This is a genomic window from Agrobacterium genomosp. 13 str. CFBP 6927 (genome assembly GCA_900012615.1).
Classification (GTDB): Bacteria; Pseudomonadota; Alphaproteobacteria; order Rhizobiales; family Rhizobiaceae; genus Agrobacterium.
Genome location: LT009756.1, coordinates 470,027 through 492,178, shown reverse-complemented (window position 1 = coordinate 492,178; position 22,152 = coordinate 470,027). Strand labels below are relative to the sequence as shown.

The 22,152-nt window shown below is 58.6% G+C and carries 25 protein-coding genes and 1 tRNA gene; 19 read left to right on the top strand and 7 right to left on the bottom strand.

Annotated features, from left to right (window positions below):
- The 6 genes from AGR13A_RS02470 to motA all read right to left on the bottom strand — a co-directional run bounded on the left by AGR13A_RS02470 (position 1) and on the right by motA (position 5,157).
- Entirely contained in the window at positions 1 to 438 is a 438-nt protein-coding gene (locus AGR13A_RS02470) for a hypothetical protein (RefSeq protein WP_035227720.1), read from the bottom strand.
- Positions 439 to 443: 5 nt separating this feature from the next.
- The gene (flhB, locus tag AGR13A_RS02465) at positions 444 to 1,526 is read right to left on the bottom strand and encodes a flagellar biosynthesis protein FlhB (RefSeq protein ID WP_035227722.1); all 1,083 of its coding nucleotides are present in this window, start codon (positions 1,524 to 1,526) and stop codon (positions 444 to 446) included.
- 126 nt (positions 1,527 to 1,652) lie between these two features.
- On the bottom strand, positions 1,653 to 2,696 hold the full coding sequence (gene fliG, locus AGR13A_RS02460) for a flagellar motor switch protein FliG (RefSeq protein ID WP_035227725.1): 1,044 nt from the start codon (positions 2,694 to 2,696) through the stop codon (positions 1,653 to 1,655).
- Positions 2,697 to 2,723: 27 nt separating this feature from the next.
- Complete coding sequence (fliN, locus tag AGR13A_RS02455) at positions 2,724 to 3,263, bottom strand: flagellar motor switch protein FliN (protein WP_035227726.1); 540 nt, start codon at positions 3,261 to 3,263, stop codon at positions 2,724 to 2,726.
- 65 nt (positions 3,264 to 3,328) lie between these two features.
- The gene (locus AGR13A_RS02450) at positions 3,329 to 4,288 is read right to left on the bottom strand and encodes a FliM/FliN family flagellar motor switch protein (RefSeq protein WP_167377379.1); all 960 of its coding nucleotides are present in this window, start codon (positions 4,286 to 4,288) and stop codon (positions 3,329 to 3,331) included.
- Complete coding sequence (motA, locus tag AGR13A_RS02445; RefSeq protein WP_035227730.1) at positions 4,285 to 5,157, bottom strand: flagellar motor stator protein MotA; 873 nt, start codon at positions 5,155 to 5,157, stop codon at positions 4,285 to 4,287. The genes AGR13A_RS02450 and motA overlap by 4 nt, the downstream gene beginning before the upstream one ends.
- A 185-nt stretch (positions 5,158 to 5,342) precedes the next feature.
- Between motA and AGR13A_RS02440 the strand changes: the two genes are divergently transcribed.
- The 17 genes from AGR13A_RS02440 to AGR13A_RS02360 all read left to right on the top strand — a co-directional run bounded on the left by AGR13A_RS02440 (position 5,343) and on the right by AGR13A_RS02360 (position 19,955).
- The gene (locus AGR13A_RS02440; protein ID WP_139786060.1) at positions 5,343 to 6,122 is read left to right on the top strand and encodes a DUF1217 domain-containing protein; all 780 of its coding nucleotides are present in this window, start codon (positions 5,343 to 5,345) and stop codon (positions 6,120 to 6,122) included.
- Between the two features lies 1 nt (position 6,123).
- Entirely contained in the window at positions 6,124 to 6,858 is a 735-nt protein-coding gene (gene flgF, locus AGR13A_RS02435; protein ID WP_035227734.1) for a flagellar basal-body rod protein FlgF, read from the top strand.
- Positions 6,859 to 6,869: 11 nt separating this feature from the next.
- Entirely contained in the window at positions 6,870 to 8,276 is a 1,407-nt protein-coding gene (gene fliI, locus AGR13A_RS02430; protein WP_035227735.1) for a flagellar protein export ATPase FliI, read from the top strand.
- Positions 8,277 to 8,279: 3 nt separating this feature from the next.
- The gene (locus AGR13A_RS02425; protein ID WP_139786006.1) at positions 8,280 to 8,843 is read left to right on the top strand and encodes a hypothetical protein; all 564 of its coding nucleotides are present in this window, start codon (positions 8,280 to 8,282) and stop codon (positions 8,841 to 8,843) included.
- A 254-nt stretch (positions 8,844 to 9,097) separates the two neighbouring features.
- Positions 9,098 to 9,490, top strand: a complete 393-nt coding sequence (gene flgB, locus AGR13A_RS02420; RefSeq protein ID WP_003493850.1) for a flagellar basal body rod protein FlgB — start codon at positions 9,098 to 9,100, stop codon at positions 9,488 to 9,490.
- A gap of 3 nt (positions 9,491 to 9,493) precedes the next feature.
- Positions 9,494 to 9,913 (top strand): flagellar basal body rod protein FlgC, encoded by a 420-nt coding sequence (flgC, locus tag AGR13A_RS02415; RefSeq protein WP_035227740.1) that lies wholly within the window; start codon positions 9,494 to 9,496, stop codon positions 9,911 to 9,913.
- Positions 9,910 to 10,245 (top strand): flagellar hook-basal body complex protein FliE, encoded by a 336-nt coding sequence (locus AGR13A_RS02410; RefSeq protein ID WP_080833478.1) that lies wholly within the window; start codon positions 9,910 to 9,912, stop codon positions 10,243 to 10,245. Before flgC ends, AGR13A_RS02410 begins: the two co-directional genes overlap by 4 nt.
- An 18-nt stretch (positions 10,246 to 10,263) precedes the next feature.
- Positions 10,264 to 11,052 carry a flagellar basal-body rod protein FlgG gene (gene flgG / locus AGR13A_RS02405; protein ID WP_080826137.1) on the top strand — a complete coding sequence of 263 codons (789 nt, stop codon included), beginning with the start codon at positions 10,264 to 10,266 and terminating at the stop codon, positions 11,050 to 11,052.
- A gap of 20 nt (positions 11,053 to 11,072) precedes the next feature.
- Complete coding sequence (gene flgA, locus AGR13A_RS02400; protein WP_080723312.1) at positions 11,073 to 11,573, top strand: flagellar basal body P-ring formation chaperone FlgA; 501 nt, start codon at positions 11,073 to 11,075, stop codon at positions 11,571 to 11,573.
- 56 nt (positions 11,574 to 11,629) lie between these two features.
- On the top strand, positions 11,630 to 12,691 hold the full coding sequence (locus AGR13A_RS02395; RefSeq protein ID WP_237681190.1) for a flagellar basal body P-ring protein FlgI: 1,062 nt from the start codon (positions 11,630 to 11,632) through the stop codon (positions 12,689 to 12,691).
- Positions 12,688 to 13,224, top strand: a complete 537-nt coding sequence (locus tag AGR13A_RS02390) for a MotE family protein (protein WP_080833473.1) — start codon at positions 12,688 to 12,690, stop codon at positions 13,222 to 13,224. Before AGR13A_RS02395 ends, AGR13A_RS02390 begins: the two co-directional genes overlap by 4 nt.
- On the top strand, positions 13,221 to 13,940 hold the full coding sequence (gene flgH / locus AGR13A_RS02385) for a flagellar basal body L-ring protein FlgH (RefSeq protein WP_080833471.1): 720 nt from the start codon (positions 13,221 to 13,223) through the stop codon (positions 13,938 to 13,940). Before AGR13A_RS02390 ends, flgH begins: the two co-directional genes overlap by 4 nt.
- A 28-nt stretch (positions 13,941 to 13,968) precedes the next feature.
- Positions 13,969 to 14,475, top strand: coding sequence for a flagellar basal body-associated FliL family protein (locus AGR13A_RS02380; protein ID WP_080833469.1), 507 nt, complete (start codon positions 13,969 to 13,971; stop codon positions 14,473 to 14,475).
- Positions 14,472 to 15,209: a flagellar type III secretion system pore protein FliP gene (gene fliP / locus AGR13A_RS02375; protein ID WP_003493833.1), complete on the top strand. Its 738-nt coding sequence runs from the start codon at positions 14,472 to 14,474 to the stop codon at positions 15,207 to 15,209. Before AGR13A_RS02380 ends, fliP begins: the two co-directional genes overlap by 4 nt.
- 371 nt (positions 15,210 to 15,580) lie before the next feature.
- A complete protein-coding gene (locus AGR13A_RS02370; protein ID WP_080833466.1) occupies positions 15,581 to 16,771 on the top strand; it encodes a flagellin N-terminal helical domain-containing protein in 1,191 nt (396 codons plus the stop codon).
- A 402-nt stretch (positions 16,772 to 17,173) separates the two neighbouring features.
- Complete coding sequence (locus AGR13A_RS02365) at positions 17,174 to 18,364, top strand: flagellin N-terminal helical domain-containing protein (RefSeq protein WP_080833465.1); 1,191 nt, start codon at positions 17,174 to 17,176, stop codon at positions 18,362 to 18,364.
- Positions 18,365 to 18,623: 259 nt separating this feature from the next.
- Entirely contained in the window at positions 18,624 to 19,955 is a 1,332-nt protein-coding gene (locus AGR13A_RS02360) for a flagellin N-terminal helical domain-containing protein (protein WP_080833463.1), read from the top strand.
- Positions 19,956 to 20,160: 205 nt separating this feature from the next.
- Here the strand turns inward: AGR13A_RS02360 and AGR13A_RS02355 are convergent.
- Positions 20,161 to 20,235, bottom strand: a tRNA-Thr gene (locus tag AGR13A_RS02355).
- Between the two features lie 155 nt (positions 20,236 to 20,390).
- On the opposite strand from AGR13A_RS02355, the gene AGR13A_RS02350 reads away from it, so the two are divergent.
- On the top strand, positions 20,391 to 20,657 hold the full coding sequence (locus tag AGR13A_RS02350; RefSeq protein WP_035227825.1) for a hypothetical protein: 267 nt from the start codon (positions 20,391 to 20,393) through the stop codon (positions 20,655 to 20,657).
- A 102-nt stretch (positions 20,658 to 20,759) separates the two neighbouring features.
- Positions 20,760 to 22,052 carry a UDP-N-acetylglucosamine 1-carboxyvinyltransferase gene (gene murA / locus AGR13A_RS02345; RefSeq protein ID WP_035227826.1) on the top strand — a complete coding sequence of 431 codons (1,293 nt, stop codon included), beginning with the start codon at positions 20,760 to 20,762 and terminating at the stop codon, positions 22,050 to 22,052.
- Positions 22,053 to 22,152: the final 100 nt, after the last annotated feature.

Here is a 22,152-nt window from a genome sequence, read left to right as displayed (position 1 = left end):
TCAGGCCGCTTCACCCTGACGGGTCGGCACGAATCGGGCCGCCATCAGGCTCTGACGCAGAAATTCGGTATTCTCGTCAGGATTTTCGGAAGGGTTCTGAAACGAGACATGGTTGATCTCGACCGCCGCATGGTCGTTCGCGAGAATCAAACGCGCATAGACCGTGGCGCCCTTCGGCTTAAGCTCCAGATCGAGAGTGATCTCCGGCGCCCCTTCCCATTCGAGCTTATATTCGCCACCGGCGCCGAAGTTGATCGTGCCCGGATGATAATAGAGTTCCGCGGCAGACGAGACGAGGTCAGCTATGCTGCCATTGCACTCGAATCTGAGCAGCGAAATCAGGTCGGCCGGGTCTAGCAGGCGTAGTTCGGTGGCGATCGGGTTGATCGCCTCTGCGACGATCATTTCCCGCTGTTCAGAATAGGCGGATTTTTTCATTGGTTTTATTGAACCCGTATTTTCGATGACTTCATGGCGTAAACCCGATGAACGAGTTCAGCCACAGCCTTATAAAAGGCTGGTGGAATCACACTATCGATCGAGACTTGCGCAAACATGGAGCGTGCGAGCGGTGGGTCTTCAAAAACGGGGATATTATTTTCTTCCGCAATCTCGCGGATTTTCAATGCGATAAGGTCCTGGCCCTTGGCCACGACGATCGGCGCATCGCTTTCTTCGCGCACATAACGCAACGCCACCGCAAAGTGTGTGGGGTTGGCGATGACAAGCGTTGCGCGCGGCACGTTGTTGATCATGCGCCGGCGGGCACGGTCACGCGCGATCGAACGCTGGCGGGATTTGACCACGGGGTCGCCCTGCGACTGTTTGTACTCTTCCTTCACCTCATGCTTCGTCATTTTCAGCTGGCTGAACCAGTGGTGGCGCGTCCACAAAAGGTCGACGGCGGCGAGCAGCGCGGTCGACAGCAGGATCACCACCATCATTTTTTTGACGATCTCGACAACCCTGACGAAAATCACCTGCGGATCGGAAAACATCAGGTCGATGAGACTGTAGAAATCGCCGCGCAGCGCAAAGAACATGATCACCGAAACGATCAATATCTTGAACAGCGATTTGCCGAATTCAACGAAACCCTGCTTGCTATAGATACGTGTGAAACCCTTTGCGGGCGAGACACGCGACCATTGCGGACGCACCCTTTCAAGCACCGGCGACGGCAGGTTCTGTAAAAACGACGAAGCGAGGCCGAAGACGATGAACATGATCATGGCCGGCATGAGCAGATAGGCCATGGATGTGCCGAGAAAATAAAGCAGCGACAGGGCGTCCGGCCTGGTGCTGAGATCCCATTGCTCGGGCTGGCCGAACAGGTCCTTCAGTGTGACACCGATGCGACCGGCACCATCGGGCAGAAAGAAAACCAGATAACAATAAAAGGCGAGCGACGAGGCAAAGATCGGCACTTCGCGAGAAAATGGAAGGTTGCCCTTTTCGGCCGCATCGCGGAGTTTTTTCTCCGTCGGGGCTTCTGTTTTACTGTCCTTGTCCTGATCGTCTGCCAAGGCACGTTCCCGGGATAAAAAAAGGCCCGCCGATCCCGGCAGGCCGTCATCCCGAAACTAGCGCCCATGGTCGGCCATCGCAATGGCCGCGTCTGCCAAGGGTGTGGGTTATCAACCGGCTTCCGCTTAAGCCGCCGCCGATTGTTCGTCCGTGGAGGCTTCCTTCAGCTGAATCTGGCCGGAATTGGCCAGGCGGATGGCTTCCTGCGCCACGGCGCGGCGCGCGATCGCCACTTCGCGGGTGTTGACCGAGGCCTGCGGCACGGCGAGATCCGATTCGATCATGCGGCGCTGACGCGGGCTGATGCTCGACAGGACACATTCCTTGATTTCCGCCGTGGCGCTGCGCAGGGCCATGGTGAGAACATCTGCCGAGACATCGTTGAGCAGCAGGACGCGGCTGCGCTGCGGCATGAACATGATGTCGTCGAAGAGGAAGATCTTCGGCTTGACCTTGTTGGCGGCTTCCTTGCTCAGCGTTTCGAGCGAGCTGAGCAGCGTGTCGACCTGCGGCTTTTCCATTTCGTTCATCAGATCGGCAACCTTGGTGGAACCGCCCGCATTGCGCTCTGCCTCGATCTCGTTGATGAGGTTGACCACACGCTTCTCGATGATCTGCGCAGCCGTGGGGCTGACTTCCTTCATGTTCACCGTACGGTTCATGATATCGGCGCGCTGTTCTTCCGGAATGGTGAGAAGGACCTTGGCGCCGAAAGACGAGGGCAGCATGGAGAGGATATAGGCGATGGTCTGGGGATGCTCGCGCAGCAGGAACTTGCCGACGAATTCCGGCTCGGCTTCCTGCAGGCGGTCCCAGATCGACGCCTCATAGGCCTGGAAGGCTGCACGGCGGCCAAGAAGGCTGTCGACTTCCTCCGGTGTCAGGCCTTCTTCGAGAATACTTTCAATCGCCTTGGCATTGTCCATCAGACCCGTTCCTTCGGTGAACAGGTCTTCGAACTCCGCCACGATCTGTGCAAGTTCGTCCGGGGGAATGACGCGCAGCGTCTGGGCCGAGGAAATGATCAGCTGCAATTCGTGCTGCGTGAAAAACTTCAGCAGCTTGCCGGCGACGCCCTTGCCCATGGCAAGAAGCACCGCGGCCGCCTTGTCGGCCTGAGACAACGGCTTGCCCGCAAGGGGGTTACCGAAATCCTCGAAGTCCATCATGGTCTTTCCTCTCCGTCCCCACAGGGATCAGGCTTTTCTCGTACTCATTACTTCAATCAATTTTACGCCGAAGCGCGTATCGTCGTCTTCAAGTACCGTTATTTCACCGCGCGCAATACGGCGGCCATTCACCATGATTTCAACCGGTTCGCCGATCTTGCGGTCTAGCGCGATCGTCGCACCTTCCTCGAGGCTCATCAGACCCGAAACCAGCATCCGGCTGGTGCCGAGAACGATCTGGACATCGATCGGGATATCCATGATCAGGTCCATATTGTCGGACAATCCGCTGCCAAGCGGCGCCTTGACGCCCGCAACCTGCGGGGCGGCGGCAAAATCATCCATCGCAAAATCGGTCGACCCGCCACCGAAGGCGGAAAGATCGCTGTCTGCGGAAGCATCGTCCGCGCTTCCGAAATCGCCGAAGTCACCAAAATCGGATAGCGAACCTTCCGCATCCGTCTTGAGGACGCCGCGCAGATCGCCGATAGCCTGGTCGATGTCGCCGCTGTCTTCAAGCGACGGCAGTACCGCATCATCGGTCACAGGTGTTTTCTTCGTAGCCATGCGCTGATTATTCCCTTTGAAACTTGCGTCAACCTGCCCAAAACCCCAAAAGGCCGGGGCAGGATTTAACCCATCAAATGTCGCAGAATCTCGTCGTCCGTGCTGACATTGTTCTTTACCCGAACCATGTAGCGGTCGCCGGACTTGCCGAATTCGCAATTATAGAGTTTGGAGCCGTTGGCACTGACCTCGACGCCGATATCGTCCTGCTTCAGATCCTGAAACGGAATGACGTCGCCGGCCACCAGCCTGGAGATCGTCCGCAGGGTCAGCGTTTCGAGCTTGATGCGCGCCTCGAGCGTTACCTGCGATCTTTTCACCTGCTGCGAAATCATATCCATCCATTCTTCCTGCTTCTTCAGCGCCTGGGCTGAAGCCTTGGGAGCGACGATGGATGTCTTGAGCAGGGGCCGCTGCGGAACGATGAGAGAAAATTCCGACGCGACCTTGCCGATATTGATCTTCATGCGAATGGTCACGCCATAGAGGCCGGCGATCATTTCGTCGAAGGCGCTTTTTCCATTGGCGTTGAAGGGCGGATCGATGGTCGCCTCGAAACCACCAGGTGCATTGACGCCCGAGCGCAGGACACCCGCGATGCGTCCGAGAACCATGGCCGCAAGGTCGAGTTCGATATGGGACAGGCTGCGCTCATCAGGCTCGCCGATGCTGTCAGGGGCCGCACCCAGCATGCGCTCCATGAGCGCGATGACGAAGCCGTTGCCGACAGCCATCATGAAATTGGGGCACCAGTTGCGCAGCGAACAATCGGCGACGGCGACATTCTGTCCGACATTGGCGATGAGATCGGTCATCAACCCCGATTCGGAACCGAGATATTCGACCTCTATCGCAATGCCGGTCTCGCTGTGAAAGATGTCCGGCAGGAATTCGCTGTAGAGATGGCCGATATCGGAACCGATCTTGGCGATCGTCCTGCGGTCGGAAAGCCCTCCCGTGAGTTTCGCGAGCAGGGCAGTATCGATGGCGGGGGCTCTTTGGGGTGCAGCTTTAGCCATCGTCATGCCGCCTTGTTTTCGCCGCCGGGGTTCATCATCTCCTGCTCGACGGCGTCGATGGACGGCCGCTCATAGTTGGAGATGGTCTTGCGGCCGTATTCGAGCGCGACCTGCGGCACCGAGCCGTTCATGTAGGCGATCAGCGTCTGCTTGACGATGATGTAGAGGCGGTGCTGCTTGGTGCGGACGATCTTGACCTGCGACGCGAGCGGATTGCAGATCGAATAGGACAGGATGATGCCGAGCATGGTGCCGACGAGTGCGGCGCCGATCAGGCCGCCCAGAACTTCCGGCGATTCGTTGATCTTGCCCATGGCCTTGATGACACCGAGAACCGCCGCGACGATACCGATGGCGGGGAAGGAATCGCCCATGGTGGTGATCGCGTGGTAGGGCTTCAGCTTGTCGGTCAGGATGGTTTCGATTTCCTCATCCATCAACGCTTCGATTTCATGGCTGCGGGCGTTGCCGATGATGATCAGGCGGACGTAGTCGCAGATGAACGAGGTCAGTTCCTTGTTCTTCAGGACCGAAGGTGCGCTCTGGAAGATCGAGGATTCTTCCGGATTGTCGATATGGGCCTCGATCTCGTTGCGCGACTTCGTGCGCAGGTCGCGCATCAGCGAATAAAGCACGCCGAGCACGTCGAGATAGTTTCGCTCCTTGGGCACCGAATGTTTGAAGGCCTCGCCGAGCGCCTTGCCCGAGTCCTTCACGACCTTCATCGGGTTCGCCATGATGAAGCCGCCGAGGCCGGCGCCACCGATAATCAACAATTCGAACGGCTGAACCAGCACGTCCAGATGGCCGCCCATCGCCATGTAGCCGCCGATGATGCAGCCGAAGGTGATTATAAGTCCAATTACAATATTCATTGATCGACCACGCCCGAACAGTGTTCCATGCCGCCATCTCTAGAAAATGTGGCTTGCGTGAACCTGTCCGCGAGGCCTCCTGCTCGCTTCCCCATCAGCCAGTTTCGCACAAGCAAGCTGCGGCACTATGCCGGCAAAGGCGGACGTGCGCCTTGAGATCGGGATCAAACGAGAGCGGCGGTTCAGTGACTTCCACCTACACCAGCTACAGACTGATCAGTCATGACATCGGCAAGTCGCTCGAGCGCGTGTCGAAGCAGCCCGACGTGGCGCGCGAGACCGAATATTACCGGTCGAAAATCGGCGATGTAAAATCCATCGACGATTTCATGGCAGATACCCGTCTCTATAATTATGCGCTGAAAGCCCACGGCCTCGAGGACATGGCCTACGCGAAAGCCTTCATCCGCAAGGTGCTGGCGGAAGGCACAACCAGCAAGGACGCCTTCGCCAACAAGCTTTCCGATAGTCGTTATGCCGATCTTGCAAAATCGCTGGACTTTGTGAGCTTCGGGGCAGCCACGACCGCAACTGAGGCGGCGCAGTCCGGCGTCATCAGCAAATACACACGCCAGACCCTTGAACAGGAGGCGGGTGACGACAATAACGGCGTCCGTCTTGCCCTTTATTTCGAGCGCATGGCGCCGAATATCAAATCGGGCCTCGACTTTCTGGCAGACGACGCGCTCGCGCAGGTGTTCCGCACGGCCTACAACCTGCCCGACGAATTTGCGGCAGCAGATGTCGAGAAACAGGCCGCTCTCATCGAAAAAACCATCAATATCAAGGATCTGCAGGATCCTGAAAAGGTCGGCAAGCTGCTCGAGCGTTTCACCATCATGTGGGAAATGCAAAATCCCTCGACGACCTACGATCCCCTTGCCGTTTTCGGCTCCTCCAGCGGCTACGGCATTTCCCCTGACCTGCTGATCTCCATCAACTCCCTGAAACTCGGAGGCAAATGATATGCAATCCGGACTATACGTCGCCCTGTCCTCGCAGATCGCGCTGGAGCGCCGTCTCACCACCATTTCCGACAATATGGCGAATGTGAACACGGTCGGCTTCCGCGGCTCCGAAGTGAAATTCGACGAAATGGTCGCCAAGAACCACAATGACATGAATGCCAAGGTGGCTTTCGTATCGCAGGGCAACGACTACCTCTCCACCCGTCAGGGCGCTTTCGAACAGACCGGCAATTCCTTCGATTTCGCCATCAAGGGCGATGCCTGGTTCTCGCTGGATACGCCCGATGGCCAGATCCTGACACGCGACGGCCGCTTCACCATGCGCCCGGACGGCGCGCTCATCTCCTCGAACGGTTATCCTGTGCTCGACGCGGGCGGCGGTCCCATCCAGCTCAATGCGAATGGCGGCCCGATCACCGTCGGTCTCGACGGCGCCATCAGGCAGAACGAAAACATCGTCGCCACGCTCGGCATCTTCCAGGCGGATTTCTCGCAAGGCTTCCTGCGCCATCCCAATAGCGGTGTGAAGCCCGTGGCCCAGCCGACACCGGTCGTCAACAACCACGAGGTCGGCGTTGTTCAGGGTTATCTGGAAGAATCGAACGTCAACGGCATTTCACAGATGACGCAGCTCATTCAGGTCAACAGGGCCTTCGAAAGCATTTCCTCACTGATGCGCGACACCGAATCCACCTTCGGTGAGGGGATCAAGACGCTTGGCGGCGCGCGTTGAGGAACTGAGTGATGACAATGCCGGAATCCATGCTCTCGGCCCACGCGATCTCTCCGAAGCTCGCCCAGCTGGCAAGCCTTGCCGGGCACTATGCCGATCCGGAGTTTTCCGTGTCGCCGGGCGGTCATGTCCGCACCATCGCCGCCGGACACTATACGGTTTCCGGCCTTTCACGGCATGTGAGGCTTGGCGAATTCGTCGCCCATCGCAGCGCGACCGGCATTCATCTCGGCGAAGTGGTGCGCGTGGAACCGGACATCTGCTATGTCTGCCCGATCGAACCGGGCGAACCGATCGGCATCCACGACACCGTCATTCGCAAGGGCGCCTTCCGCGTCGCGCCTGACGACAGCTGGTGCGGGCGCACCATCAATGCGCTTGGCGAACCCATCGACGGTAAAGGCCCGCTTGCTTCTGGCACCGAGCGTCGTTCGATTTCCAACAACGCGCCGCCTTCGATGACGCGCAAGCGCGTGGAAACGCCCTTTAAAACCGGCGTGCGGGCGATCGATATATTCTCGCCCCTGTGCCTCGGTCAGCGCCTCGGCATTTTCGCCGGTTCGGGTGTGGGTAAATCCACGCTGCTGTCGATGCTCGCTAAGGCCGACGCCTTCGACAAGGTCGTCATCGGGCTGGTGGGCGAGCGCGGCCGCGAAGTACGGGAATTCATCGAAGACACGATGGGCGAAAACATGGGCAAATCCATCGCCGTCGTCGCAACCAGCGATGAAAGCCCGATGCTGCGCAAGATGGCCCCGCTTTCCGCCGTCACCATCGCCGAACATTTCCGCGACCAGGGCGACAACGTCCTTCTTATCATCGACAGCGTCACCCGTTTCGCCCATGCGATCCGAGAAGTGGCGGTCGCTTCGGGCGAGCCGCCAGTGGCGCGCGGTTACCCAGCCTCGGTCTTTACCGAATTGCCGCGCCTTCTCGAGCGGGCCGGACCCGGCGCCGAAGGCACCGGCACCATCACCGCCATCGTCTCCATTCTGGTCGACGGCGACAACCACAACGATCCGATTGCCGATTCGACCCGCGGTATTCTCGACGGCCATATCGTGCTGGATCGCAGCCTCGCCGAAGAAGGCCGCTATCCGCCGATCAATCCGCTCGCTTCGATCTCGCGTCTGGCCAAGAAGGCCTGGACGCCGGATCAGGAAAAGCTGGTCTCGCGCCTCAAGGCGCTGGTGCACCGCTTTGAGGAAACGCGGGATCTGCGGCTGATCGGCGGCTATCGTCCAGGGACCGACCCCGATCTCGACATGGCGGTAAAGCAGGTTCCGATCATCTATGAAACGCTGAAACAGCTTCCGAACGAACCGGCGGCGCAGGACGCCTATGCCGATCTGGCGACTGCGCTGCGTGGCGGAGTGCAAAATAATCAGCCGCAGGTAAACCCGAGAATGAGAGGCTGATCCGTGAAAAAGAATCAGATCGACAATGGCGATGTCGGGGATGCGCGGCCGCAGCCTCCTTTTTTCACGCTCGACCGTATTCTGGCGTGGACGGGAATAGGGCTTGCCGCCGCTGCGGCCTTCTTTCCGTGGTATGTGTTCTTCAACGAGGACAAGTTCGGAATAAAGGTGGCAGGCGGCGATCGCACGCGCGACCTGCCCCATACCGGCCCGCGTGAAGTCTTCAGTGTTTCGCCCATGGCCATGACCAACCGCAACAAGGAAGACATGCCGCCACCGGCGGAATTGCCGGATATGCTGACAACGGCGACCGTCAGCGGAAACGGCAAGGAAAAACAGAACGACCTTGCAGCCGGGCTTGAAGACCAGCCCTTCCCCGGCCAGACCTCCTTCCGCCTGCTGCATGTTTCCAACGGCCGCGCATTGATCGAAGACGGATCGGGCATGTATGTGGTGCGGGTCGGCTCCACATTGCCCGACAATGCGCGCCTGACGAAGATCGAGCAGCGCGGTGGCCAATGGCTGATAGAGACCTCTTCCGGGAAGACCTATCATCCCGAGAAGTAGTCAAATCATTCAGCCCGTATTGCTGTCAGATTTGGCAATGATTCAGCATCCGCACACCGGGCTGGATGCCGGATTTAGTCCGGCATGACGGAGAGGTTTTGATACTCAAGGCGCGCCGCATCTGCCGGCGCGCTTTTTTTGTTTCCACGACAGCCCGGGAGATCACATTCTCCCTTCTCCGCATCTTCGCCCTCCCCGCAAGTCTGACGCAAGATTAGCGCCGTAGGTTCGGGCCATACGAGATGGAGAAGTCTATGCAACCGATTCAACTGTTCGATCTGGCATCCCGCCAAGCGGAATGGCTGAGCGTGCGGCAGGAAGTCGTGGCGACCAACATCGCCAACGCCAACACACCGAAGTTCCGCGCCAAGGATGTCAGCCCTTTTGAAGCCGTGATGCAGGCCACCGACCAGCAGGTCGGCATGGCGAAAACCCATCCCGCCCATTTCGGGGCAAGCGCCCTTAGCGAAAACATCGCTCTGCGCGACAACCCGGTCAATAACGAGATCGGCATGCAGGAATCGGGCAATTCGGTCGCGCTTGCGGAAGAAATGACCAAGACCGGCGAGATCAAGCGGCAGTACGACCTGAACGCCAATCTCGTCAAATCCTTCCATCGCATGATGCTGATGACGGTAAAGAGGTAAGCCATGGATCCCTTGAGTGCGGCGAGCAAGATCGCGGGCAGCGGCCTGGAAGTGCAGTCCACACGACTGCGCATCGTGTCCGAAAACATCGCCAACGCCAGATCGACCGGCGACACCCCGGGCGCCGACCCCTATCGCCGCAAGACTGTCACCTTCGGCTCGGAGCTCGACCGCGCCAGCGGCGTGGAACGCGTGACGGTGAAGAAGCTCGGCGTCGACCGGGGTGACTTCGTCAACGAATACGACCCCGGCAACCCGGCCGCCGACACCAACGGCATGGTGAAGATGCCGAACGTCAACATCCTGATCGAAATGGCAGACATGCGCGAAGCCAACCGCAGCTACGACGCCAATCTTCAGGTCATCCGCCAGACACGCGACCTCGTCGCTTCCACCATCGACCTTCTGAAGGCATCGCAATGATCGACGGCATCAAGCAACTCAGCTCCCTTTCGCTCGCGCGCGGCGCAAGCGGCGTTTCCTCGCTGACGGAAAGCGTTTTCGGCAGCCAGCAGACGACGCCCGCCCAGCAGACGGGTGCAAGCTTCGCAAGCGTTCTCGGCAACGTATCGATCGATGCGATGAACAACCTGAAGAAAGCCGAAGTTGCCTCCTTCGAAGGCATTCAGGGCAAGGCGAATACGCGCGAAGTGGTCGATGCCGTGCTTTCGGCCGAGCAGTCGCTGCAGACCGCCATCGCGCTGCGCGACAAGATCGTGTCGGCCTATCTCGACATTACCAAGATGCAGATCTAGCCCAGCAGGAATATTGACATGAGAGCTCTTGCCATCGCTGCCACCGGTATGGACGCCCAGCAGACCAATCTGGAAGTCATCGCCAACAACATCGCCAACATCAACACCACCGGCTACAAGCGCGCGCGTGCGGAGTTCACCGATCTGCTCTACCAGACCGAGCGCATGCAGGGCGTGCCGAACCGCGCCAACCAGGCGATCGTGCCGGAAGGCGCCAATATCGGCCTCGGCGTGCAGACTTCGGCCGTGCGCAACATCCACACCCAGGGCAACCTGATCGAGACCGGCAACAAGCTTGACGTGGCGATCATCGGACAGGGCTGGTTCCAGATCGAGGCGGCCGACGGTTCGACGCTCTACAGCCGCGCCGGCGCCTTCAACAAGAATGCCGATGGCAATCTCGTGACGGTCGATGGCTATAACGTCATTCCCAACATCAATATCCCGACCGACGCGCAGGACATCACCGTTACCCGCACGGGTCAGGTGACGGCCCGTATCGGCAATGCCGCTGAATTCACCGAACTCGGCCAGCTCACCATCGCCAACTTCGCCAACGAAGCGGGTCTGAAGCCACTCGGCGACAACCTCTTTGCCCAGACGCCGGCTTCCGGCGACGCGGTCATCGGCGTGCCTGACGATCCGAGCTACGGCTACATCAAGCAATCCTACCTCGAAGGCTCGAACGTCGACGCCGTCAAGGAAATCACCGACCTGATCACGGCGCAACGCGCCTATGAGATGAATTCCAAGGTCATCACCACCGCTGACGAAATGGCTTCGATTGTCAGCAAGAACCTGAAGTAAGAACGGAAAGGCAGGCGAACATGAGGTTTGGCCGGAACAATAGCAGCTACAGAACGGCGCTCGTCCGTATGTGCCTGGCGTCTGCCTTTTCACTGGGGGTTTTTGCGCCCGCATCGATGCCGGCTCTGGCCCAGGCGCCGATGGCGCTGGTTCCCACACGTACCATCTATCCGGGCGAGACGATCACGCCCGAACAGGTGAAGCCGGTGGAAGTGACCAACCCCAATATTTCCTCGGGCTATGCCAGCGACATCAGCGAAGTCGAAGGCATGATCTCCAAGCAGACCCTGCTTCCCGGCCGCACCATTCCCGTCGCGGCCCTGCGCGAACCCTCGCTCGTCGTGCGCGGCACCAGCGTCAAGCTCGTCTTCACCATCGGCAACATGACGCTGATGGCTTCGGGAACGCCGATGACCGATGGATCGCTCGGCGAGGTCGTGCGCGTGCGCAACATCGATTCCGGCGTGATGGTCAGTGGCACGGTCATGAAGGACGGAACCATTCAGGTGATGGCGAAATGAGAGTGCTTCGTATCATAGCCGCGGCCATTCTGTTTTCAGCCCAGCCGTTCCTTTCCATGCCCGCAGCCCATGCCGATACGTCCCGCATCAAGGATATCGCATCGCTGCAGGCCGGACGGGACAACCAGCTGATCGGATATGGTCTCGTCGTCGGTTTGCAGGGCACGGGCGACAGCCTGCGGTCCTCGCCGTTTACGGAGCAATCCATGCGCGCGATGCTGCAGAATCTCGGCATCACCACGCAGGGCGGCCAGTCAAACGCCAAGAACATCGCCGCGGTGATGGTGACGGCCAATCTGCCGCCCTTCGCCAGCCCCGGCAGCCGCGTCGACGTGACGGTCAGTTCGCTGGGCGACGCAAACTCGCTGCGCGGCGGAACACTCATCATGACCTCGCTCTCCGGTGCTGACGGGCAGATCTATGCGGTCGCGCAGGGTGCGCTGATCGTCAACGGCTTTTCGGCCCAGGGCGACGCTGCGACGCTGACGCAGGGCGTGACGACCTCCGCACGCGTGCCGAACGGCGCGATCATCGAGCGTGAGCTGCCGTCCAAGTTCAAGGATTCGGTCAATCTCGTCCTTCAGCTGCGCAATCCCGATTTTTCGACCGCGGTCAGGGTCGCCGATGTCGTCAACGCCTTTGCGCGCGCCCGCTACGGCGATCCGATCGCCGAGCCGCGCGATTCGCAGGAAATCGCGGTGCAGAAGCCCCGCACCGCCGATCTGACCCGCCTGATGGCGGAAATCGAGAACCTGACGGTCGAGACGGACACGCCGGCAAAGGTCGTGATCAACGAGCGTACGGGCACGATCGTCATCGGTGCGGATGTGCGCATCTCCCGCGTCGCCGTAAGCTATGGAACGCTGACCGTGCAGGTGACCGAATCGCCGCAGGTCATCCAGCCGGCGCCATTCTCGCGTGGCCAGACGGCCGTGCAGCCGCAGACGGATATCATGGCAATGCAGGAAGGCAGCAAGGTCGCCATCGTCGAAGGCCCTGACCTTCGCACGCTGGTTGCCGGTCTCAACAGCATCGGGCTCAAGGCGGATGGCATCATTGCCATTCTGCAAGGCATCAAATCCGCCGGCGCCCTTCAGGCGGAGCTTGTGCTGCAATGATGAAAAGTCTGAAGAAAAACCATTTCTCGAATGGCCTTGCCCGCTTCGCAGCGGTGGCATCGCTGCTATTCCTGCTGCCGGCCGCCGGCGCGGAAAGCCAGCAGAACGTGGTGTCGGAACTCAGTACGCAGGATGAAATCCAGAAATTCTGCACCAACATTGCCGATGCCGCCCGCGACCAGCGTTACCTGATGCAGAAGCAGGAGCTTGAAAAGCTTCAGGCCGACGTCAACGAGCGCATCTCCGTGCTGGAAGACCGCAAGGCGGAATATGAGGACTGGCTGGCCCGCCGCGAGCATTTCCTCGCTCAGGCGAAAGCCAATCTCGTCGATGTCTACAAGACGATGAAGCCGGACGCCGCCGCACCGCAGCTTGAAAAGATGCATGTGGAGATTGCCGCCGCCATCATCATGCAGCTGCCGCCGCGCCAATCCGGTCTCATCCTCAGCGAAATGGATGCGCAGAAAGCCGCAACCGTCGCCGGCATCATGTCGCAGGCAACTGACAAAAACACTTCGAAGGATCCTTCATGAGCACGCGTCGTCTTCCGGCCCTCCTCCTGCCGCTCGCTCTGCTGGCCGGCTGCCAGAACAACCAGACCCTGAAGGAAATCGGCAATGCGCCCGCGATGAGCCCGATCGGCAGCGGCCTGCAATTCAGCCAGACGCCGCAGATGGGCATGTATCCCAAGCAGCCGAAACATATGGCCAGCGGCTATTCGCTGTGGAGCGACAGCCAGGGAGCACTGTTCAAGGATCTGCGCGCGCTGAATATCGGCGACATCCTGACCGTCAACATCCAGATCAACGACAAGGCCGATTTCGACAATGAAACGGAGCGTAACCGCACGAATTCCAGCGGCCTGAACTGGAAGGCCAATGCGGAGATCCTTGGCTGGAACCCGAAGGCCGATTCCAGCATCAATTACGGTTCCGATACCGACACCCAGGCCAAGGGCAAGACCAAGCGTTCTGAAAAGCTGACACTCCTCGTGGCCGCCGTGGTGACCGGCATTCTCGAAAACGGCAACCTCATCATCAGCGGTTCGCAGGAAGTGCGCGTCAACCACGAAATCCGCATCCTCAATGTCGGCGGTATCGTCAGGCCGCAGGATGTCGATGCGCAGAACATGATCTCCTACGAGCGCATCGCCGAAGCACGCATCTCCTATGGCGGTCGCGGCCGTCTGACGGAAGTGCAGCAACCGCCGGTCGGTCAGCAGGTCGTCGACCTGTTCTCGCCCCTCTGACGCCGGCATGCGGGAACGAGACTGATCCATGGAAAACGAACAGGCTGAGAGCAAGAAAAAGTCCTCCCCGCTGGTCATGACCATCGCCGGCGTTGCTATCCTCACATTGCTCGGCGCAGGCGGCGGCTGGCTTGTGGGCGGTATGATCGCCCCCAGGATCGCCGGCGCCGAGACGGCCGCGAAAGCGCCGGAAGCTGCCGGTGAAAAGGGTGGCAAAGACGCCGAAGGCATCGAAAAAATTTCCGCCGAGGCGAACGGCATCGTCCAGCTCGACCCCATCACCACCAACCTCGCCTACCCTGCGACGAACTGGGTGCGGCTTGAAGTGGCGCTGATGTTCAAGGGGCCGGTGGAAGTGGGTCTCGCCGAGGATATCCATCAGGATATCATGGCCTATGTCCGCACCGTCTCCCTTCAGCAGCTGGAAGGGCCGCGTGGCTTTCAATATCTTAAGGATGACATTCAGGAACGAGTTGACCTGCGCTCTCAAGGGCGCGTATCCAAGGTCATGTTCCGGACCTTTGTCATCGAATGATTCGATTTCTTGTTACCATCGCCGTCCTCCTCGCCTTGCCGGGCCTTGCCAATGCCCAGCAATTTCCGTCCGATCTGTTCAATACGCAGATAGACGGATCCGTCGCGGCATGGATCATCCGTACCTTCGGTCTTCTGACGGTTCTCTCCGTCGCGCCCGGCATTCTGATCATGGTCACGAGCTTTCCGCGCTTCGTGATCGCCTTTTCGATCCTGCGCTCAGGCATGGGGCTTGCATCGACCCCGTCCAACATGATCCTGCTGTCGATGGCGATGTTCATGACCTTCTACGTCATGTCGCCGACCTTCGACAAAGCCTGGACGGACGGCGTGCAGCCGCTTTTGCAGAACCAGATCAACGAACAGCAGGCCGTAGAGCGCATCGCCGAACCCTTCCGCACCTTCATGAACGCCAATACGCGTGACAAGGATCTGAAGCTCTTCGTCGATATCGCCCGCGAGCGCGGACAGGAAGTGATGACCAACAATGTCGTCGACTACCGCGTGCTGGTTCCTGCCTTCATGCTGTCGGAAATCCGGCGCGGTTTCGAGATCGGTTTCCTGATCATCCTGCCGTTCCTGGTCATCGATCTGATCGTCGCCACCATTACCATGGCGATGGGCATGATGATGCTGCCGCCCACCTCCATTTCGCTGCCGTTCAAGATCCTGTTTTTCGTGCTGATCGACGGCTGGAACCTGCTTGTCGGCAGCCTCGTCAGATCGTTCAACTAACGGCAATCTGTGCCGAACTGACACCGCTTAACCCTGTTCTTTAACCCCGCATGCCCAAGGCTGCGGGGTTTTTGCGTTTTAACGCTTTAGTTACCAGCTTTACTGATGACTTGGTAACTATATTTTTAAATTGAAAACTCACCAATAATATAAATCCAAAACTAACTATAAGTATTTTCCAGTATTTCTTAACGTTCAAATTAATCATTGGGCAATTTTTCGCTGCGAGATTTCCCACACACACAACGGGTTTGGTTTCCGAAACTAAGCATTTCTGAACCGAGTGGCATGAAGCCGAAACGTTGCGACCGGTAATACAAAGTCCGGAATGTCCCCACTCCAGTATCTCGTAAACAAGGGACACATTTACTATGGCAAGCATTCTCACCAACATTAACGCAATGTCCGCTCTTCAGACGCTGCGTTCGATCTCTTCCAGCATGGAAGACACGCAGAGCCGTATCTCGACGGGTCAGCGCGTAAGCTCTGCCTCCGACAACGCTGCTTACTGGTCGATCGCGACCACCATGCGTTCGGACAATGCAGCTCTGTCTTCCGTACAGGACGCGATGGGCCTCGGCGCCGCCAAGGTCGACACCGCCTCTTCCGGTCTTGAATCCTCGATCAACGTCATCAAGGAAATCAAGAACAAGCTCATCACTGCCCAGGAATCGACGGCTGACAAGTCCAAGATCCAGGAAGAAATCACGCAGCTCCAGGATCAGCTGAAGTCCATCACCGACTCGGCTTCCTTCTCCGGTGAAAACTGGCTCAAGGGCGTTATCGGCAAAGCCGCCGCAACGGCCGGCGACCTGGCAACCGGCGTTTCCATCGACAAGCAGATCGTCGGTTCCTTTACCCGTAGCTCTGAGGGCAACGTCAAGGTTCAGTCCATCGACGTCACTCTCGACGGCTCGAACGTTCTCGTCGATGTCAGCGGCAACAAGCAGGGTATCCTCGATGCCGACGCCCTGAAGGCAAACGTTGCAAAATGGACCGATGGTACGTTCCGCACCGCAACGACGACGCTCGGCGCGACCTTCTCCGAAGGCTCAAACGGCGTCTGGAGCGATGGCACGGACTTCTACAAGCAGGTTGGCGAAAACAAGTGGCTCCAGACAACTGACGCCACTGGTGCAACTCTCAATGCAGCTGTTCCCGCTGCACTGACGACGACCGCAGCCGTCTATGCTTCCGGCACATCGGTTCTCAACCTGGATCTCACCAAGCTCGACACCATGAAGACCGATTTCGGCCTGGGTGCGACCGCAACCAGCGAAGACGTTCTCGACCAGCTGATCTCGCATGTTGATGGCCAGCTCGAAGCAGCGACAAGCGCAGCCGCAAAGCTGGGCGCCGTATCTTCGCGACTGGATATGCAGCAGAACTTCGTTTCCAAGCTGTCTGACTCGCTCGAAAGCGGTATCGGCCGCCTCGTCGACGCCGACATGAACGAAGAATCCACCAAGCTGAAGGCCCTGCAGACGCAGCAGCAGCTGGCAATCCAGTCGCTCTCGATCGCAAACAGCGACTCGCAGAACATCCTGTCGCTCTTCCGTTAAGAGACGGCATCTCATAGCCCTTAAGGGGCTGGGGGATCCAATATCGAGACCAGGTGTGCGGGGGCTGACCGGGCATCTGGTACGATAGGAAAAAATGGTCGGAGGCTGAGCCAACCATACAGACAAAGGCCGCATCTTTTTAAAAAGGATGCGGCCTTATCTGTTTTTTAAGGTCTTTGCTTTACGCGCGCGTGCGCGCGATGGTTGAAAAATTAAATCAAAAGATGTGCGATTTTGCTGCCAGCTTAGGGCTTCATTAACCAAAGCGGGATTAGCTAAGGCCATCGAAACGGTGAGCTAACCTTTAAAAATCAGCCGGTTAGCAGGCATGATGCTGTGCGCCGTTCCCGGTGAGACCGGAATGTCCCTTCTTTAATCAGCCATTCAAGGGGCAAATCTATCATGACTAGCATTCTTACCAACATCGCAGCTATGTCTGCTCTCCAGACGCTGCGCTCTATCGGCCAGAACATGGAAGCCACTCAGGACCGTGTTTCGTCCGGCCTCCGCGTTGGCCAGGCTTCCGACAACGCCGCTTACTGGTCGATCGCGACCACCATGCGTTCGGACAACGGCGCTCTTTCCGCAGTTCAGGACGCTCTCGGCCTCGGCGCCGCCAAGGTTGATACGGCTTATGCCGGCCTTGAATCCTCGATCGACGTCATCAAGGAAATCAAGAACAAGCTGGTCGCTTCGCGCGAAGCAGGTGTAGACCGCGCCAAGATCCAGGAAGAAATCACGCAGCTTCAGGATCAGCTGAAGTCCATCACCGACTCGGCTTCCTTCTCCGGTGAAAACTGGCTCAAGGGCGTTATCGGTAAAACCGCCGCAACGGCCGGCGACCTGGCAACCGGCGTTTCCGTCAACAAGCAGATCGTCGGTTCCTTTACCCGTAGCTCTGACGGCAACGTCAAGGTTCAGTCCATCGACGTCACTCTCGACGGCTCGAACGTTCTCGTCGACGTCAGCGGCAACAAGCAGGGCATTCTCGACGCGGACGCACTGCGCGCCGACGTCGCAAAATGGACCGATGGTACGTTCCGCACCGCAACGACGACGCTCGGCGCGACCTTCTCCGAAGGCGCAAACGGCGTCTGGAGCGATGGCACGGACTTCTACAAGCAGGTTGGCGAAAACAAGTGGCTCCAGACAACTGACGCCACTGGTGCAACTCTCAATGCCGCTGTTCCCGCTGCACTGACGACGACCGCAGCCGTATATGCTTCCGGTACATCGGTTCTCAACCTGGACATCACCAAGCTTGACGCCATGAAGACCGCTTTCAACCTGGGTGCGACCGCAACCAGCGAAGACGTTCTCGACCAGCTGATCTCGCATGTCGATAACCAGCTCGAAGGCGCAACAAGCGCAGCCGCAGGACTGGGTGCCGTGTCTTCCCGCCTCAAGCTGCAGGAAAACTTCGTTTCCAAGCTGTCCGACTCGATCGACAGCGGTATCGGCCGCCTCGTCGACGCCGAGATGAACGAAGAGTCCACCAAGCTGAAGGCCCTGCAGACGCAGCAGCAGCTGGCAATCCAGTCGCTCTCGATCGCAAACAGCGACTCGCAGAACATCCTGTCGCTCTTCCGTTAATCGGAAAAAGCCTTTCAAGACTGAAAAGCCGCGCTCCAAGCGCGGCTTTTTTCATTATCGTTAAGAAAAATTATCGTTCCTTAATTTCTCGTTCCGTTGATTTAGGCTTTGTTAACCATTTGCCGCCTAAAACCTAGTCATCGAAACGATTGGTTAACCAAGACGAAAAAGAGGTTAACAGGCATCAAGCCGCGCGATCGTTCCCGGCGGCAATCCGGAATGTCCCTTTTCATTTCAGCCAATCAAGGGGCAAATAATTATGACCAGCATTTTGACGAACGTCGCGGCAATGGCCGCCCTGCAGACCCTTCGCGCCATCGGCAGCAGCATGGAAGAAACGCAATCGCGTGTTTCCTCCGGCCTGCGTGTCAAGACCGCCTCCGACAACGCCGCCTATTGGTCGATTGCGACCACCATGCGCTCTGACAATGGTGCGCTTTCCGCCGTTCAGGACGCCCTCGGCCTCGGCGCAGCAAAGGTCGACACCGCTTATTCGGCCATGGAAACCACAGTCGATGTCGTCAAGGAAATCAGCAAGAAGCTGGTTGCGGCCCGCGAAGCCGGCGTCGACAAGGCGAAAATCCAGGAAGAAATCAGCCAGCTTCAGGATCAGCTGAAGAGCATCGGCGAATCCGCCTCCTTCTCCGGCGAAAACTGGCTGAAGGGCAAGATCAGCGACGCCACCGGCAATCTCACACCAATCACCAAACAGGTCGTCGGCTCCTTTATCCGCGATGGCGCAGGCAATGTTGCGGTCAAGACCATCGATATTCAGGTCGACAACAAGACGGCGCTTTTCGACACCTCGACGGGTACGACGAAGAACGGCATTCTCGACAGCGCCGCTTATTATTCCGACACCGGCGTCCTGAAGCAGTTCGAGATTACGACGACAACCGCAGGCGTTTCCACAACCACGCTCCACACTGCAAAGGTATTTACAGAGGCTCAGCTTCTGGCCTTCCCGTCGGGCTCGACAACAACGGTTTCAGCTGCCGACGCAACGACCGGCCTTGTTACCGTTGCCGCAGCAACCGCCGCGAAAGATAACGGCACCTACTTCAAGATCGGTGAAAACGCCGCTGGCGAAGCCCTTTATGTCAAGGCCAACAATACTGCGCCCGCCGCCGGCACCACCGTCACCACAATCGGAACGGGCGGCTCGTCCAACAATAATATCTATCTCGAGACCGCCGCCGCGGATTCGCAGATGGCCCAGAAGCTTAACTACTCGCTGATCGACCTCGACATTACCAAACATCTCGGCGGATTGACGAATGCCAGCGGTCAGGCACTGACTGAAAATGACGGTCTCGACAACATGATCCAGTTCGTCAATACCCAGCTGGAATCGGTCATCAGCGCGAGTGCCGATCTCGGTTCCATCAAGATGCGCCTGGACCTGCAGGAAGATTTCGTCTCGAAGCTGACCGACTCCATCGACAAGGGCATCGGCCGCCTCGTCGATGCGGACATGAACGAAGAGTCCACCAAACTCAAGGCTCTCCAGACACAGCAGCAGCTGGCAATCCAGTCGCTCTCCATCGCCAATACCAGCTCCGAAAATATCCTGTCGCTATTCCGCCAGTAAGCGGCGCCCGTTGGCTACGGGCGGTTTCGTCCCGCTCTGGCAGCAACAGAATATTCGGATATGGAAACCGCGCTTCGCAAGAGGCGCGGTTTTCCCGTTTGCCGAAAGCTGCACGGCGTGCGCAAAAGGGCGCGCAGATACCGCAAATGGCATCGGCCACGACAGCTAAATTCGCGCGTAAATATTTGATTACATTGGGGGAAAATGGTGCTGCTAGAGAGATTTGAACTCTCGGCCTCTCCCTTACCAAGGGAGTGCTCTACCCCTGAGCTATAGCAGCATCCGGTGCCGAAGCGTTTGCTTCAGCATCAAGCGTGGCGGCCTATTGCCATAGGTTTTTGATGAGCGCAAGTCGCAAAACGATATTCTTCATCAAGCGGCGCAAAAAAGCATGCCCCCTGTTGAAAAACGTATTTTTCGGATATTGCTGAATTTATGAACGAACATCATGACAAACAGGCGAAGGCAGGGGTTTCCCCCGGCGCTTCCGCGGAGCCGTCCGCCCCGGCGGCAAACGCCAACGCGCAGGCTGGCCCCGGCGAGAAGGCGCGCCAGCGCGAGGCGGAACGCAAGGCGCGGGCGGCGAAGAAGCTTCGCGAAAACCTCATGAAGCGCAAACAGCAGGTTCGTGCGCGCCGTGCCGGCGATGCGGATGACACGATTGGCCTGCCTGCCGCAAAAACGGACGAATCATCCTCATAGAGAATTCATCAGCATAAAATTGAAACGCCGCGGAAACTCGTCTAAGGACGCGCCTTTCCGCAAGGCAGATAAAGAAAGGCGGGCGAAGGCCCGTAGGGACGCATGGATCGCATCAGAATTACGGGTGGCAACAAGCTCAACGGCATCATTCCCATCTCCGGCGCGAAAAACGCCGCCTTGCCTTTGATGATCGCATCGCTTCTGACAAGCGATACGCTGACGCTTGAAAACGTTCCGCATCTGGCCGATGTGGAGCAGCTCATCCGCATCCTCGGCAATCATGGCGTCGATATTTCCGTCAATGGCCGCCGCGAGAGCCAGGGCGAAGCCTATTCCCGCACCGTGCATTTCACCTGCCGCACCATTGTCGACACCACCGCCCCTTACGAGCTGGTTTCCAAGATGCGCGCCAGCTTCTGGGTCATCGGCCCGCTTCTGGCCCGTGAAGGCCGCGCCCGCGTTTCCCTGCCCGGCGGCTGCGCCATCGGCACGCGCCCGGTCGACCTGTTCATCGAGGGTCTTGAGGCGCTGGGTGCGACGATGGAGATCGACGGCGGTTACATCAACGCGACAGCCCCCAAGGGCGGCCTGATCGGCGCGGTTTACACCTTCCCGAAAGTATCCGTCGGCGCAACACATGTGATGCTGATGGCAGCGAGCCTTGCAAGAGGCACCACCGTCATTCACAACGCCGCGCGCGAGCCGGAAGTCGTTGATCTGGCGCAGTGCCTCACCGCCATGGGCGCGAAGATCGAGGGCGCCGGCACCTCTACCATCACTATCGAGGGCGTTACCTCGCTCTCGGGTGCGCGCCACCGGGTTCTGCCTGATCGTATCGAAACCGGCACCTATGCCATGGCGGTTGCCATGGCCGGCGGTGACGTGGTGCTGGAAGGCACGCACGCATCCTTGCTCGACAACGCGCTCGACACGCTGCGGCTTGCGGGTGTTGGCATCAGCGACACGGAAACGGGCCTGCGCGTCGTGCGTAACGGCAACGGCATTCAGCCGGTCGATATCGTCACCGAGCCCTTCCCCGGCTTCCCCACCGATTTGCAGGCGCAGTTCATGGCGCTGATGACCCGCTCGCAGGGCGTTTCCCACATTACCGAGACGATCTTCGAAAACCGCTTCATGCATGTGCAGGAACTGGCCCGTCTCGGCGCGAAGATTTCGCTCTCCGGACAGATGGCCCGTATCGAAGGTGTTTCCCGCCTGAAGGGTGCGCCTGTCATGGCGACCGATCTGCGCGCCTCGGTGTCGCTGGTCATTGCCGGCCTGGTGGCGGAAGGCGAGACCATGGTTTCGCGCGTCTACCACCTCGATCGCGGCTTCGAACGTCTTGAAGAAAAGCTCACCCGCTGCGGTGCGCTGGTCGAACGCGTCAGCGATTGATCCTTTCATCGCCGCTCATCCGTTTCTACCCGTTGCAGAGCGGCCCGCGACTGCCTATTTCAATAGCAAGAAATAGACATTGCGGGCCATAGCCCGCGGA

What these genes read in the sequence shown, in the direction of transcription:
- fliP (WP_003493833.1), top strand. Translation starts at nt 14,472, where the DNA reads ATGATTCGATTTCTTGTTACCATCGCCGTCCTCCTCGCCTTGCCGGGC.
- AGR13A_RS02470 (WP_035227720.1), bottom strand. Translation starts at nt 438, where the DNA reads ATGAAAAAATCCGCCTATTCTGAACAGCGGGAAATGATCGTCGCAGAG.
- AGR13A_RS02390 (WP_080833473.1), top strand. Translation starts at nt 12,688, where the DNA reads ATGATGAAAAGTCTGAAGAAAAACCATTTCTCGAATGGCCTTGCCCGC.
- AGR13A_RS02360 (WP_080833463.1), top strand. Translation starts at nt 18,624, where the DNA reads ATGACCAGCATTTTGACGAACGTCGCGGCAATGGCCGCCCTGCAGACC.
- flgG (WP_080826137.1), top strand. Translation starts at nt 10,264, where the DNA reads ATGAGAGCTCTTGCCATCGCTGCCACCGGTATGGACGCCCAGCAGACC.
- flgF (WP_035227734.1), top strand. Translation starts at nt 6,124, where the DNA reads ATGCAATCCGGACTATACGTCGCCCTGTCCTCGCAGATCGCGCTGGAG.
- AGR13A_RS02380 (WP_080833469.1), top strand. Translation starts at nt 13,969, where the DNA reads ATGGAAAACGAACAGGCTGAGAGCAAGAAAAAGTCCTCCCCGCTGGTC.
- flgH (WP_080833471.1), top strand. Translation starts at nt 13,221, where the DNA reads ATGAGCACGCGTCGTCTTCCGGCCCTCCTCCTGCCGCTCGCTCTGCTG.
- AGR13A_RS02365 (WP_080833465.1), top strand. Translation starts at nt 17,174, where the DNA reads ATGACTAGCATTCTTACCAACATCGCAGCTATGTCTGCTCTCCAGACG.
- flgB (WP_003493850.1), top strand. Translation starts at nt 9,098, where the DNA reads ATGCAACCGATTCAACTGTTCGATCTGGCATCCCGCCAAGCGGAATGG.
- flgC (WP_035227740.1), top strand. Translation starts at nt 9,494, where the DNA reads ATGGATCCCTTGAGTGCGGCGAGCAAGATCGCGGGCAGCGGCCTGGAA.
- motA (WP_035227730.1), bottom strand. Translation starts at nt 5,157, where the DNA reads ATGAATATTGTAATTGGACTTATAATCACCTTCGGCTGCATCATCGGC.
- flgA (WP_080723312.1), top strand. Translation starts at nt 11,073, where the DNA reads ATGAGGTTTGGCCGGAACAATAGCAGCTACAGAACGGCGCTCGTCCGT.
- fliI (WP_035227735.1), top strand. Translation starts at nt 6,870, where the DNA reads ATGACAATGCCGGAATCCATGCTCTCGGCCCACGCGATCTCTCCGAAG.
- murA (WP_035227826.1), top strand. Translation starts at nt 20,760, where the DNA reads ATGGATCGCATCAGAATTACGGGTGGCAACAAGCTCAACGGCATCATT.
- AGR13A_RS02350 (WP_035227825.1), top strand. Translation starts at nt 20,391, where the DNA reads ATGAACGAACATCATGACAAACAGGCGAAGGCAGGGGTTTCCCCCGGC.
- AGR13A_RS02395 (WP_237681190.1), top strand. Translation starts at nt 11,630, where the DNA reads ATGCCCGCAGCCCATGCCGATACGTCCCGCATCAAGGATATCGCATCG.
- fliN (WP_035227726.1), bottom strand. Translation starts at nt 3,263, where the DNA reads ATGGCTACGAAGAAAACACCTGTGACCGATGATGCGGTACTGCCGTCG.
- AGR13A_RS02410 (WP_080833478.1), top strand. Translation starts at nt 9,910, where the DNA reads ATGATCGACGGCATCAAGCAACTCAGCTCCCTTTCGCTCGCGCGCGGC.
- fliG (WP_035227725.1), bottom strand. Translation starts at nt 2,696, where the DNA reads ATGATGGACTTCGAGGATTTCGGTAACCCCCTTGCGGGCAAGCCGTTG.
- AGR13A_RS02450 (WP_167377379.1), bottom strand. Translation starts at nt 4,288, where the DNA reads ATGACGATGGCTAAAGCTGCACCCCAAAGAGCCCCCGCCATCGATACT.
- AGR13A_RS02370 (WP_080833466.1), top strand. Translation starts at nt 15,581, where the DNA reads ATGGCAAGCATTCTCACCAACATTAACGCAATGTCCGCTCTTCAGACG.